General features: G+C 70.5%; 13 protein-coding genes and 1 pseudogene. 7 read left to right on the top strand and 7 right to left on the bottom strand.

Translation table 11 applies throughout. The annotated features are described in order from the left end of the window. Positions 1 to 279: 279 nt before the first annotated feature. The 4 genes from K6I34_RS18965 to lpdA all read left to right on the top strand — a co-directional run bounded on the left by K6I34_RS18965 (position 280) and on the right by lpdA (position 4,375). The gene (locus K6I34_RS18965; RefSeq protein ID WP_229327468.1) at positions 280 to 1,011 is read left to right on the top strand and encodes a class I SAM-dependent methyltransferase; all 732 of its coding nucleotides are present in this window, start codon (positions 280 to 282) and stop codon (positions 1,009 to 1,011) included. Next, positions 1,012 to 2,091, top strand: coding sequence for a prenyltransferase (locus tag K6I34_RS18960; RefSeq protein ID WP_229327467.1), 1,080 nt, complete (start codon positions 1,012 to 1,014; stop codon positions 2,089 to 2,091). Positions 2,092 to 2,283: 192 nt separating this feature from the next. Beyond that, complete coding sequence (locus tag K6I34_RS18955) at positions 2,284 to 2,826, top strand: hypothetical protein (RefSeq protein ID WP_229327466.1); 543 nt, start codon at positions 2,284 to 2,286, stop codon at positions 2,824 to 2,826. 142 nt (positions 2,827 to 2,968) lie between these two features. Next, positions 2,969 to 4,375 (top strand): dihydrolipoyl dehydrogenase, encoded by a 1,407-nt coding sequence (gene lpdA, locus K6I34_RS18945; RefSeq protein ID WP_238489283.1) that lies wholly within the window; start codon positions 2,969 to 2,971, stop codon positions 4,373 to 4,375. Between the two features lie 18 nt (positions 4,376 to 4,393). Here the strand turns inward: lpdA and K6I34_RS18940 are convergent, their stop codons facing one another. Further along, entirely contained in the window at positions 4,394 to 5,404 is a 1,011-nt protein-coding gene (locus tag K6I34_RS18940) for an LLM class F420-dependent oxidoreductase (protein WP_229327465.1), read from the bottom strand. 380 nt (positions 5,405 to 5,784) lie between these two features. On the opposite strand from K6I34_RS18940, the gene K6I34_RS18935 reads away from it, so the two are divergent. The 3 genes from K6I34_RS18935 (at position 5,785) to K6I34_RS18925 (ending at position 8,518) form a co-directional block, all read left to right on the top strand. Continuing rightward, complete coding sequence (locus K6I34_RS18935) at positions 5,785 to 6,420, top strand: class I SAM-dependent methyltransferase (RefSeq protein ID WP_229327464.1); 636 nt, start codon at positions 5,785 to 5,787, stop codon at positions 6,418 to 6,420. Positions 6,421 to 6,500: 80 nt separating this feature from the next. Continuing rightward, positions 6,501 to 7,478 (top strand): N-acetylmuramoyl-L-alanine amidase, encoded by a 978-nt coding sequence (locus tag K6I34_RS18930; RefSeq protein ID WP_238489281.1) that lies wholly within the window; start codon positions 6,501 to 6,503, stop codon positions 7,476 to 7,478. A gap of 197 nt (positions 7,479 to 7,675) precedes the next feature. Next, entirely contained in the window at positions 7,676 to 8,518 is an 843-nt protein-coding gene (locus K6I34_RS18925) for a DUF5336 domain-containing protein (protein ID WP_229327463.1), read from the top strand. Positions 8,519 to 8,592: 74 nt separating this feature from the next. On the opposite strand, the gene K6I34_RS18920 is transcribed toward K6I34_RS18925, so the two are convergent. The 6 genes and pseudogenes from K6I34_RS18920 to K6I34_RS18895 form a co-directional block, all read right to left on the bottom strand. Beyond that, positions 8,593 to 9,234 (bottom strand): DNA-binding response regulator, encoded by a 642-nt coding sequence (locus K6I34_RS18920; protein ID WP_229327462.1) that lies wholly within the window; start codon positions 9,232 to 9,234, stop codon positions 8,593 to 8,595. Positions 9,235 to 9,317: 83 nt separating this feature from the next. Beyond that, positions 9,318 to 9,512 (bottom strand): hypothetical protein, encoded by a 195-nt coding sequence (locus K6I34_RS18915; RefSeq protein ID WP_229327461.1) that lies wholly within the window; start codon positions 9,510 to 9,512, stop codon positions 9,318 to 9,320. Between the two features lie 216 nt (positions 9,513 to 9,728). Next, positions 9,729 to 9,941 carry a hypothetical protein gene (locus K6I34_RS18910; RefSeq protein ID WP_229327460.1) on the bottom strand — a complete coding sequence of 71 codons (213 nt, stop codon included), beginning with the start codon at positions 9,939 to 9,941 and terminating at the stop codon, positions 9,729 to 9,731. A gap of 94 nt (positions 9,942 to 10,035) precedes the next feature. Then, complete coding sequence (locus K6I34_RS18905) at positions 10,036 to 10,884, bottom strand: helix-turn-helix transcriptional regulator (RefSeq protein ID WP_229327459.1); 849 nt, start codon at positions 10,882 to 10,884, stop codon at positions 10,036 to 10,038. Between the two features lie 3 nt (positions 10,885 to 10,887). After that, a complete protein-coding gene (locus tag K6I34_RS18900) occupies positions 10,888 to 11,397 on the bottom strand; it encodes a DUF6879 family protein (RefSeq protein WP_374230962.1) in 510 nt (169 codons plus the stop codon). Then, positions 11,378 to 11,649 (bottom strand): annotated as a pseudogene (locus tag K6I34_RS18895) (hypothetical protein). The gene K6I34_RS18900 and the pseudogene K6I34_RS18895 overlap by 20 nt, the downstream one beginning before the upstream one ends. Between the last annotated feature and the right edge of the window lie 954 nt (positions 11,650 to 12,603).

Genomic DNA, 12,603 nt, shown 5'->3' with positions numbered 1-12,603 from the left:
ATACCGCTCCACCGTCCCCACAGCGGGCTGCTGTGGGGACGGTGGAGCGGTATCGCGTGGCGATTGCGCTTTCGCGCTCGCGCGCGGGGCGCGGCTGATGCTTTCCGGACTTCGGAGCGTGGCCGGGTGCGGGCCGGTGGTCGCTTTGTGCCCACCCTCCCCCAGCCTTCGGCCGGGGGTGCCCCCATCGCCAAGCGGGACGCCTGCCCACAAAGCGGGCGGGTACTTGCCGGCCCGCAACGCATGTACACGACCCGTCAAGCGAAAGCAGAGCTCTCCGTGCTGACCGTTGATTTCTCCCGCTTTCCGCTCGCCGCAGGCGATCGCGTGCTCGACCTGGGCTGTGGTGGGGGCAGGCACGCCTTCGAGTGCTACCGGCGCGGGGCCCGCGTCGTCGCCCTCGACCGCAACGCCGAGGAGATACGCGAGGTCGCCAAGTGGTTCGCCGCCATGAAGGAGGCCGGTGAGGCTCCCGAGGGTGCCACCGCCACCGCCATGGAGGGCGACGCCCTGGCGCTGCCCTTCCCCGACGACAGCTTCGACGTCGTCATCATCTCCGAGGTCATGGAGCACATCCCCGACGACAAGGGTGTGCTCGCGGAGATGGTCCGCGTCCTGCGGCCGGGTGGCCGGATCGCCGTCACCGTGCCCCGCTACGGCCCCGAGAAGGTCTGCTGGGCGCTCTCCGACGCGTACCACGAGGTCGAGGGCGGCCACATCCGCATCTACAAGGCCGACGAACTCCTGCGCAAGATGCGGGAGGCCGGGCTCAAGCCCTACGGCACCCACCACGCGCACGGCCTGCACAGCCCCTACTGGTGGCTCAAGTGCGCCTTCGGCGTCGACAACGACAAGGTGCTGCCCGTCCGCGCGTACCACAAGCTGCTGGTCTGGGACATCATGAAGAAGCCCCGGACCACCCGGGTCGCCGAGCAGTTCCTCAACCCCGTCATCGGCAAGAGCTTCGTGGCGTACGCGACGAAGCCGCGGCGCACCGGGGCGGACGCTTAAGTGACCACTTTCAGCAGGGGCCCCGGCAGCACCGAGCGCCTCGTCCTGCCCGGCGTGCTCACCGCGGAACAGGCCGCCCGCACGGTCGAGGCCATCGCCGCGGGGCAGCGCGAGGACGGCGCCATACCCTGGTTCCGGGGCCATCACCTCGACCCGTGGGACCACGTCGAGGCCGCCATGGCCCTGGACGCCGCCGGGGAGCGCGGCCGCGCCGAGGCCGCGTACCGCTGGCTCGCCGAGCACCAGAACCCGGACGGCTCCTGGTACGCCGCGTACGCCGACGGCGACGCCGCCGCGCCGACCGACCGCGGCCGCGAGACCAACTTCGTCGCCTACGTGGCCGTGGGCGTCTGGCACCACTACCTCTCCACCGGCGACGACGCCTTCCTCGACCGGATGTGGCCGACCGTCTTCGCCGCCGTGGAGTTCGTCCTCCGGCTCCAGCAGCCGGGTGGCCAGATCGGCTGGAAGCAGGACGAGGACGGCACGGACGTCACCGACGCCCTCCTCACCGGCTGTTCCTCCATCCACCAGGCGCTGCGCTGCGCCCTCGCCATCGCCGAGCACCGCGAGGAGCCGCAGCCGGACTGGGAGCTGGCGGCGGGGCTGCTGGCCCACGCCATCCGCGGCCACCCCGAGCGCTTCCTCGACAAGAACCGCTACTCCATGGACTGGTACTACCCGGTCCTCGGCGGCGCCCTGACCGGCCCCGCCGCCAAGGAACGCATCGAGGAGGGCTGGGACCGCTTCGTCGTCCCCGGCCTCGGCGTCCGCTGCGTCTCGCCCAACCCCTGGGTCACCGGCGGCGAGAGCTGCGAGCTCGCCATGGCCCTGTGGGTCATGGGCGAGTCCGACCGGGCCGTGGAGATCCTCCAGTGGATCCAGCATCTGCGGGCCGACTCTGGGCTCTACTGGACCGGTTACGTTTTCGATGACGATGCGGTCTGGCCCGAGGAGCAGACCGCCTGGACCGCGGGTTCGCTGCTTCTGGCTGTCGCCGCGCTCGGGGGGCATGAGGCGACGGTCGCTGTTTTCGGTGGGGAGTTGTTGCCGGTGGGGCTTGAGCCGGATTGTTGCTAGCCGGTTGTTTTCGGGGCGCCTATGGGGGAGCCTCGTGAGGTCGGTTCGCGGCTGACGGCTGTGGGTGGTTGCTCGCGCCGTTCCCCGCGCCCCTTTCAGGGGCGCCCTGACTCGAACGGGTGCGCCCGGTGGCGTGACCGTGAGGCCCTGCCTCACGCTAGGGGGAACGCCGCGTATCCACCGGAGGTCGCCTTGCAGCGTCGTCGTGCCGTCATCGCCGTCCCCCTCGTCTGCGGGCTGCTTCTCGTCGGTACGGGATGCGGGGGCGGGAAGAGTTCCAAGGCGAGCGAGACCGGCGGGCCGGAGCCCACGAATTCGATGGAGCGGCAGAAGTTCGCCAAGACCCGGTTCGTCGCCAACGCCGGGCTCGCCTCCGGTGCGGCCTATAAGTGGATCATCAAGCCGTACCGCAACGGCTCGTTCAAGAAGGGTGCCGACGGCCGTACCGGCGCCCTCATCAAGGCGGGGCTCGCCGGGACGTTCTCGTACAACCGGTTCAAGGCCGCGATCAACAACGCCAAGGGCGACCCGACGCTCTCCAAGGCCGTCGCCCCGCTCAGTTCGGGCATCGACTCGCTCAAGGGCCTGACCACGAAGTTCCGCAAGGGCGAGGCCACCGACAACGACGCCAACGCCTTCGACAAGGTCATCGGCAATGTGAAGGACGCGGGCAAGGGCGCCGGTGCCACGGTCACCGACCAAGTGCCCTCGTTCTCCGACGTCCAGAAGGGCTGACCGGGCCGTTTGCCTCCCCGGCGGGTTCCCGCGCGGACGGTGACGCACGGCACGCTCGTCCGCCGTCCTGCCGTGTCCGTGGCCGATCTACAGTGGGCGCGGGCGAACGGAAAGCCCCGGAATCCCGCAGGAGATGGCACAGATGAGCAAGCACTTCGACGTCGTGGTGGTCGGCGCCGGCCCCGGCGGCTACACCGCCGCCGTGCGCAGCGCGCAGCTGGGGCTGAGCGTGGCCGTGGTGGAGGAGCGGTACTGGGGCGGCGTCTGTCTCAACGTCGGCTGCATCCCGTCCAAGGCGCTGCTGCGCAACGCCGAGCTCGCCCAGATCGTGACGCGCCAGGCCGAGACGTTCGGCATCCGCACCTCGGGCCCGGTGAGCTTCGACTACGGCGTGGCCTTCCAGCGCAGCCGCAAGGTGGCCGACGGCCGGGTCGCGGGCGTGCACTACCTGATGCGCAAGAACGGCATCACCGAGTACGACGGCCGCGGCACCTTCACCGACGAGCGCACCCTCCAGGTCGCCCTCGCCTCCGGCGGCACCGAGACCATCACCTTCGGCCACTGCATCCTCGCGACCGGCGCCACCACCCGGCTGCTGCCCGGCACCCGGCTCAGCGAGCGGGTCGTCACCTACGAGGAGCAGATCCTTGACGAGGAACTGCCGGGGAGCATCGTCATCGCGGGCGCGGGGGCCATCGGCGTCGAGTTCGCGTACGTGCTGAGCAGCTACGGCGTGCGCGTCACGCTTGTCGAGTTCCTCGACCGCGTCGTGCCCACCGAGGACGCCGAGGTGTCCAAGGAACTGGCCCGCCAGTACCGCAAGCTGGGCATCGAGATCCTCACCTCCACCCGCGTGGAGGCGATCGACGACGGCGACCCGGCCGCGCCCGTGCGGGTCACCGTCACGCGCGACGGGCAGCAGCAGGTCCTGGAGGCGGACAAGGTCCTCCAGGCCATCGGTTTCGCCCCGCGCGTGGAGGGCTACGGCCTGGAGAACACGGGCGTGAAGCTCACCGACCGCGGTGCCGTGGCGGTGGACGGCCGGGGCCGTACGAGCGTGCCGCACATCTTCGCCATCGGTGACGTGACGGCCAAGATGATGCTGGCGCACGCCGCCGAGGCCATGGGTGTCATCGCCGCGGAGACCATCGCCGGGGCGGAGACCATGGAGGTGGACTTCGCCATGATCCCGCGGGCGACGTACTGCCAGCCGCAGATCGCCAGCTTCGGCTACACGGAGGAGCAGGCCAAGGCGGCGGGCTACGACGTACGCGCCGTGAAGTTCCCCTTCTCCGCCAACGGCAAGGCCCATGGCCTGGGCGAGCCGACCGGCTTCGTGAAGGTGCTCAGCGACGCCCGGTACGGCGAGATCATCGGCGCCCACCTGATCGGCCCCGAGGTGACCGAGCTGCTGCCGGAGCTGACGCTGGCTCAGCAGTGGGACCTCACCGTCCACGAGGTCGCGCGCAACGTGCACGCGCACCCGACCCTGGGCGAGGCGGTGAAGGAGGCCATTCACGGCCTGGCCGGACACATGATCAATATGTGAGTCGCGTGTTTCGCGTATTCATGTGTTGAGGTCCGCGAGGACGCGGAGCGTCTCCCTGTCCGGCGCGATGACGAGCAGGTCCGTGACCGGGCCCGCGCGCCACAGGTCCAGACGCTCCGCGATGCGGGAGCGCGGGCCGACGAGGGAGATCTCGTCGGCGAAGTCGTCCGGTACGGCGGCGGCCGCCGCCTCGCGGTGCCCCGCGAGGAACAGCCGCCGTACCTCGCGGGCCGCGTCGCCGAAGCCCATCCGGGCCATGAGGTCGGCGTGGAAGTTGCGCCCCGCGTGGCCCATTCCGCCGATGTAGAAGCCGAGCATCGCCTTCACCGGACGCAGCCCCTCCGCCACATCGGAGCAGACGCGCGCCTGCGCGAGCGGGGCCACCATGAAGCCGTCGCGCGCCCCGGCCAGGGCGTCCGCGTAGAGCTCCGTCCGCAGCGGTGACCAGTACAGCGGCAGCCAGCCGTCGGCGATGCGCACGGTCTGGGCGACGTTCCGGGGGCCCTCGGCGCCCAGCAGCACCGGCAGGCCGGGGCGGAGCGGGTGGGTGACGGGCTTGAGGGCCCTGCCCAGGCCGGTGGCGTCCGGGCCGTCGTACGGGAGCGGGTGGTAGCGGCCGTCCAGGACCACCGGTCCCGCGCGCCGCAGCACCTGCCGGACCACGTCCACGTACTCCCGCGTCGCCGTCAGCGGGCTCTGCGGGAACGGCCGCCCGTACCAGCCCTCCACCACTTGCGGCCCGGAGAGCCCGAGCCCCAGCAGCAGCCGCCCGCCGGAGAGGTGGTCGAGCGTGAGCGCGTGCATCGCCGTCGCCGTGGGGGAGCGGGCCGCCATCTGCGCCACCGCCGTGCCGAGCCGGATGCGGCGGGTGTGCGCGGCGATCCACGCGAGCGGGGTGAAGGCGTCGGAGCCCCAGGACTCGGCCGTCCAGACGGAGTCGTAGCCGAGGCGCTCCGCTTCGGTCGCGAGCTCGGTGTGGCGGGGGTCGGGGGTGCGGCCCCAGTAGCCGAGGGCCATGCCTAGGCGCATGGCGCCCACGGTAGCTGACGGCGCGTCAGTTATCACCCCGCTTCACGGCGCCCGTTCCCGGGGGCGGAGCCCCTGGCCCCCGTTTCGGTGCGGCCCGTGGGCACAAACGGGAGGTGATACGTAAGCACAGCCGCCGGGCCGCGCCCCATCAGGGGCGCGGGGAACTGCGCGACCAGCCCCCACCGACCTGCAGCCGCGCGCCGAGAACAAGAGGCAGCCCGGTAGGCGCCGCGCAGCGGACCCGCAGCCGCGCGCGCAGCGCAAGACGCACCCCTGTGGGCGCAACCGGACCACGGCCGCAACTGACCACGGGGTCCGGGGGCGAAGCCCCCGGCCATAGCATGGCCGCGACCAATCGCACCGCACGCCAGGAGCCCGCCATGCAGCCCCAGCCCGCGATACTCGCCGCCTTCGAGGCGGCAAAGGGCTTCATGCCCTTGGACGAAGGGCTCGCCCTCCACGCCGCCGCCCAAGCGGCAGCGGCCACGCACCCCGCGCTCCCCCTCCTCGAAGTGGGGACGTACTGCGGCCGGTCCACCATCCTGCTCGCCGCCGCGGCGCGTGAGGCCGGGACGACGGTCGTGACGGTCGATCACCACCGCGGCAGCGAGGAGCAGCAGCCCGGCTGGGAGTACCACGATCCGACCGTCGTGGACGCGGAGGTCGGCCGGATGGACACGCTGCCGACGTTCCGCCGCACGCTGCACAAGGCGGGTCTGGAAGAGCACGTCATCGCGGTCGTCGGGCGTTCCCCGCAGGTCGCGGCGGTGTGGGGGACGCCGCTCTCCCTCGTGTTCATCGACGGCGGGCACACCGACGAGCACGCCACGAACGACTACGAGGGCTGGGCGCCGCACGTCGCCGACGGCGGGCTGCTCGTCATCCACGACGTCTTCGCCGACCCGGCGGACGGCGGGCAGGCGCCGTACCGCGTGTACCGCAGGGCTCTGGAGTCCGGTGCGTTCACCGAGGTCTCGGTAACGCGCTCCCTGCACGTACTGCGGCGTGTGGCTTGACGCCATTACTTCGTATACTGGACCCGGGCTCTGAGAGGCCGGGTTAGCATCGCGGGGTGTCCAAAGGCAGTTTTCCCCGCATGCCGCGCCCTCTGGGCGACGGCCGCGTGACCCGGCGCCTGAGCGGCACCCCGCTCCTCATCGCCGCCGCGGCGATCGTGCCCGTGGGCTTCTGCGGCTGGCTGTTGTGGGACGCGAGCGGCGGTTCCGGGGGTGACGGCAAGCACCCCACGGCCGCCGCGGTGAGTTCCGCCCCGGCGTCCTCGTCGCCGTCCTCGCCCTCGTCCCCGTCCCGGTCCGCGTCCTCCGCCGCCCCGCGCTCGGCCGCTCCCTCCCCGGAGCGTTCCTCGGAACAGCCGTCGTCCGCGGCGCCCCGGTCCGACGGCCCCCTCAAGGGCAAGGTCGTCGTCATCGACCCCGGCCACAACATCCACAACAGCGAGCACACCGCCGAGATCGACCGTTCCGTCGACATCGGCACGGGCCGCAAGGAGTGCGACACCACCGGCACGTCCACGGACGCCGGGTACGCGGAGGCGACGTTCAGCCTCGACGTCTCCCACCGCATCCGCACGATGCTCCAGGAGCAGGGCGCCACGGTGCGGCTCACCCACGACGGCGACCGGCCGTACGGCCCGTGTGTGGACGAGCGCGCCCGGATCGGCAACGAGGCGCACGCCGACGCGGCCGTCTCCGTGCACGCGGACGGCGCGGCCGTCGGCGACCGCGGGTTCCATGTGATCCTGCCGGCGTCGGTGAAGGGCGGCGCGGCGGACACCGGCCCGATCGCCGGGCCGTCGAAGGAGCTGGGCGCCCGCGTCGCGGGCAACTTCCTCCGGACGACCGGGAGCGCGCCCTCCAACTACATCGGCGGCGGCACCGGCCTGGACACCCGCTCCGACCTCGGTGGCCTCAACCTCTCCAGGATTCCCAAGGTCTTCATCGAGTGCGGCAACATGCGTGACCCCCAGGACGCGGCCCTGCTCACCGACGCGTCCTGGCGCGAGAAGGCGGCGCGGGGCATCGCGGACGGCATCGCCGACTTCCTGCGGAAGTAGCCCGGCCGCCCGTGCGGATCTGAATACTGCCAGGCCACGGGCATGTCACGAGGGAGATACGAAGGAGACGCCCGGGCCGTGCAGGCGATAGGTTCACCCGTACGATGGGGGCTCACCCCCGCGCCTTTCCGCACCCCGTGCACCGGCGACAGCGACGACATTGATCAACACTGATCGACACTGACGAAGGATTTTAGGTGAACATCCGCTCCCTCACTCGAGGCGACGGCGTGGTGATCGGAGCAGCGGTGTTGCTGTTCATCGCCTCGTTCCTGAGCTTCTACTCGTACGACTGCGGCCAGTCGTCGCTCTGCCCGGCGGAGCCGAACGGCTGGAAGTCCGGGCTGTTCCCCGTACTGCCGTCGATCTTCCTCGCCGGGATCATCGCCGCCGGGTTCATCGTCGCCGCCCGCTTCCAGCCCGAGGGGCGCAAGCTCGCGGGCATGGGCCTGGACCAGTGGGGCACCGCGCTCGCCGTGTTCGCCGCGTGGTCCTCGCTGTGGACGATCATGGGCGGCAGCTCCGGCGTGTCCGCGGGCATCGGCCAGATCCTGGGCCTGATCGCCAACCTCGTGCTCGCCGTGGTCGCGGTCCTCACGCCGCGCACCCCGGCCCTCAAGGCCCCGCTGCTCGCCGCCGCGGGTCCGCAGGCCCCGTCCCCGTACGGCGTCGGCCCGAACCCCGGCTACGGCTACCCGGGCCCGGGCGGCATGCAGCAGGCCGGTGCCGCGGGCCCCTACGGCGGCCAGCCCTCGTACGGCGGCCAGCCGCAGCAGGAACAGCAGGGCTTCGGCGGTGCCGCCCAGCAGAGCGCGGCGCAGCCCGCCGCCGCCCCGGCCGGTGACTTCGCCCCGTTCTGGTTCGCCGTGCCGGTGACGCGTCCGCTGTTCGCGGAGGACGGTTCGCCGACGCCGGTCGCCGAGCTCGCGCCCGGCACCTGGTACCTCGCGGTGGAGCAGCGCGGTCAGGCGCTCGTCGCGCAGACGCAGGACGGCCGCCGCGGTGTGCTCCAGGACACCTCGGGCATCCAGCGAGGCTGATCCGTCGCGCAGCATGACCTGACGGCCCGCCGGGGTTCTCCCCGGCGGGCCGTTCGTCGTCTCGTCGTCGGGGGTTACAGCCAGCCGTTCTGGCGGGCGGCGCGGACCGCCTCCATGCGGTTGCGGGTTCCCGTCTTGCCGATCGCCGCGGAGAGGTAGTTCCGCACCGTGGCCGGGGAGAGGTGGAGCTTCGCCGCGATGTCGGCCACCGTCGCGCCGTCCACCGCCGTCGCGAGGACGTCCCGTTCGCGCTGGGTGAGGGGGTTCGGGCCCGCGCTGAGGGCGGCCGCGGCCAGGGCCGGATCGATGACGCGCTCGCCCGCGAGCACGCGCCGGATCGCCGCGGCGAGCTCCTCGACCGGGCCGTCCTTCACCAGGAAGCCGCAGGCCCCGGCCTCCATCGCCCGGCGCAGATAGCCGGGCCTGCCGAAGGTCGTGAGGATGAGCACCCGGCACTCGGGCAGGCTCGCCCGCAGGTCGGCGGCGGCGTCGAGGCCGCTGCGGCCGGGGAGTTCGATGTCGAGCAGGGCGACGTCGGGGCGCGTGTCGAGCGCGGTCGGCAGGATCGCGTCGCCGTCGCCGACCTGGGCGACGATCTCGATGTCCTCCTCCAGCCCCAGCAACAGCGCGAGCGCACCCCGCATCATGCCCTGGTCCTCGGCGAGGAGGACTCTTGTACGGGGTGCCGGTCGGTGGTCTCGGGGCGTCGCGTCCATGGGGGCAGACTACGGCCAGAGCCGCAGATCAGGGCTTGGGGAAGCCTCTGCCGACGCCCGGGGGGTGCCGACCGGGGCGGGTGTCAGACGCGGGTGCGCTCGCGCTGGCAGTGCAGGCACACGTACCTGGACCGGAGCACCAGCTTCATGGCGTCCGGGTCCTTGTGCGCGGGGCACAGCCACGACAGCTCGGACGCTTCGGGAAACTCGCGCTTCAGGAACCGCCGGGCGGTCGCGCGGGCGCTGCCGTCGCCTGAACCGGGGGCGCTACTTGTCATCTCCGTCGCCGTTCTCGTCGGGCTCAGGCTCCGGCTCGGGGGCGCTGACGATCTCGTTGCCCGCCACGTCGTAGCCGTTGACTTCATCCCTGCCCATCGCGGGCCTCCCTTGGTTGTAGCGAATGGGGCTGGTTCTCGGTACCCCGCCCGACCGTCTCCGCCTCACGAGAACGAGGAGGCGTGCGACCGGGCGGGCGTAGGTTCCTCATGGAGCCGTCATCGCCGCCCCGCCACTTGGTGGCCCTTGTGGGGGTGGTTCCGAAGTTCCACGTTGCAGTCGGAGACCTTCGAGCCGTCGCCCCTGGCCTGCGCCTCGCTGCGTTCCTTGAACAGCGACGTGCACACGCCGCAATGGGGGTCGCCCTCGGGTTCGCTGTCCAGCTTCAGCGGCAGCTCTACCGAGGGTTGCGGGTACGTTTTGGCCTTCATACGGTGTCGCCGTCCCCTCACGTGGTCCGATGCCCACCACGCTAGGAACTACGGCCTCTCAACCCCCAGCCGATTGCGCGTGATTGCGGACCAATTACCTGAGGGAATCGATCGCCGCTGCGATCAACCGGCGAGCCTTCGAGCCGTAGACCGCCATGTCGGCCAGTGTGGCGAACGCGTCGGCATATGCACTGACCTCGGTGGGCTGGGTGATCGTGAGGTAGCCGCTCACCAACTCGACGTTGACCTGAGCCTTGTCGTAGATCCAGAACCCCTCTACTGGCATGCGAGTCCGGACATGGCTGTCTGGAACAACTCCGACGCTGATGTTGGCCAGTCGGCCAACCGATAGCAAGTGTTCAAGCTGCCCGTGCTGTACCTCGGTGCCTCCAAGAGAGTTCCGCAGTGCCGATTCCTCCATGAGGAACGCGAACCGGCGGCTTCCCTCGAAGAGCACGCGCTGACGCTCCATACGGATGGCCACGGCGTCGGCCACGTCATCGATCGTGACCCTCCGCCGCTGGACAGCGCGTAGCACGGCCTCGGTGTACTCGGAGGTCTGTATCAGGCCGGGGACGAAGTTCGGGGAGTAGGCTCGGAATCGTTGGGTGCGCTCATACAGCGGTAGGACGGATTCCTGAGCGCGTCGCAGTCCTGTGCGTTCCATGCGGTGCCACTGCACCCACATGCCCTCGACAGCACGCAGGGAAGCGATCAGGTCGGCTGCTTGGCCGTCCGCACCGCAAGCCCGGCACCAAGCCCGGATGTCGTCAGCGCTCGGGGCGGTCTTCGCCGTCGAGATCCGGGAGACCTTGGACGGATGCCAGCCGCACAGCGCGGCAAGCTGTTTGCCTTCCAGCCCTGCGTCCCGACACAGCTCTCGGAGCCGATCCGCGAGGGCCTGTCGGGCCGCTTGGACGCTGGAGGACGATGACGCTGCCATGGCTCAGACGGGCCGGTACTCCTCATGTGGAACAGCGCGCTCCCACACGTCTTCGAACGCATCGACGCACAACTTCACCACGCGAGGGTCGTCGAACGGTTCCGGACCAGCGGACGTCCCGTCGCCCGTGAAGTGGTTGAACTTTCCGTGAGACCCGTCGAACACCCAGAAATCGTTACCGGGCAGGGCAATGCCCGAGGCGCGACGGCGGGGCAGCCAACGCACTCGTTCGCCTCCTGCGAGATTCACCGGGGCGGTCACGTCGTACTCGAACCGGCAGTAGTCCGACAGGGGCTCACTGACGATCCGGGCACGGCGCACAACCACGCCACGCGCTGTCGCCTCCTTCATCAAATCGGTCCACGCCTGGTACTTGGCTGCCGCTTCATCGGTGCGTCCCTCCTGCCAAGCGATGAACCCCGGATCATCCCGGATGTAGCTGTCGCGCATCTCCAGGTGGACAGCGCTCAGGGTGACTCCGGCCCACTCTTCCTCAAGCGTCTTCGCCGGCACCGTTCGCCTTACTCTCACTGTTGGGACGGGGGATGAACCGCAACATGACCTCCGGCAGCCGGATGATCGTCTCGTGATCCGGAACATCTGTCCCGTGGCCGGGAACCGAGCCGGTCTCCTGGCACGCTTTCACCTCTTCCTCGGAGGCCCGGTATGACTGGATCAGCAGGTCTCCGCTGTCCTCGTCCAGCCAGATGTCGGAGACTCGTTGCCAGGCGTGTTCGGGATGATCCCGAGGAACCGAAGCCTCATGCCTACCCGCTCCCAGTGTCGATCGGATTGCGGCTGCTTGCTCGACCTTCGCCTCTCCGGCCGGTCGGCGCAAGAGGGCCGATGGGCGCATCAAAGGCCCCGCACCCATCCCAACGAGAGACAGGCACAGGGCTCCGGAGGGTTCGCTCCTGACGGCAGGGACGCCTATCCGAGGTGATGAGCCTGGTAGTGCAGCACCTCTTGCCGATTGATCGCCTTCAGCTCGCCGAGGTCGTCCCGCTCCTGCGCGGCCCGGCCCGCGAGGTCGAGATTTTGGCACGTGGCGCATGGAGGCGCCCACGCTTCCTCGACAGCGGGTGGTCCGCCCGTGTGAGGCAGCGGAATGACGGCTGGGCACTCTGCCGGAGAGGTCAGCACGAAGGACTCCTCCCCTTGCGACGGTCCGGTCGGAGGGGGAGACGTTCCGAGTACGCTTCCCTCAGCGATGCCCGACGCTGCCGCGGACTTGGCCGGTGCGGGAGAAACAGCTGGCAGTGCCGCCATGGGCTTGGTCCTCGCTGCCTTGATCCGCTTTTTCAGCATGGTATCGGGCATCCCGTACCTGGGGACCCATCTGATACGTGTCGCCGTGGTCCGCGCGCATGCCGCCTGGCCCTCCGATACGCGGAACAGATAGTGGAAGGTGCAGGAGGGGTGGCCGGCAGCGACCCGGCTTTCCGGGGACTCTTGGGCAGCGATCAGGAGTGGTTGGCGCGTCAGGGCGTCAGGTGGTCGGAGATCAGCAAGGGCTACGTCCAGACAGATCCCTGTGGCGCCGGCCAGTGCTTCGCGCGCGCTGTGCCCCAGGCCCCTTTCGGACAGGAGGCGAGCAATGCTCAAGACCTGTGGATCGGACCCGGGTTGGTGTACGAAGGGCGTACCTTCCCGGGTGATCGATTGATGGTCATCGAGTAGGCCGACGTTCGCAGCGTCGGTCGGGAAGGCACGCCCGTG

This window comes from Streptomyces sp. UNOC14_S4 (assembly GCF_020740835.1).
In the GTDB taxonomy this organism is placed as follows: Bacteria; Actinomycetota; Actinomycetes; order Streptomycetales; family Streptomycetaceae; genus Streptomyces.
Note: the sequence above shows the minus strand (reverse complement) of the source record. Positions and strands in the feature narration are given on the sequence as shown.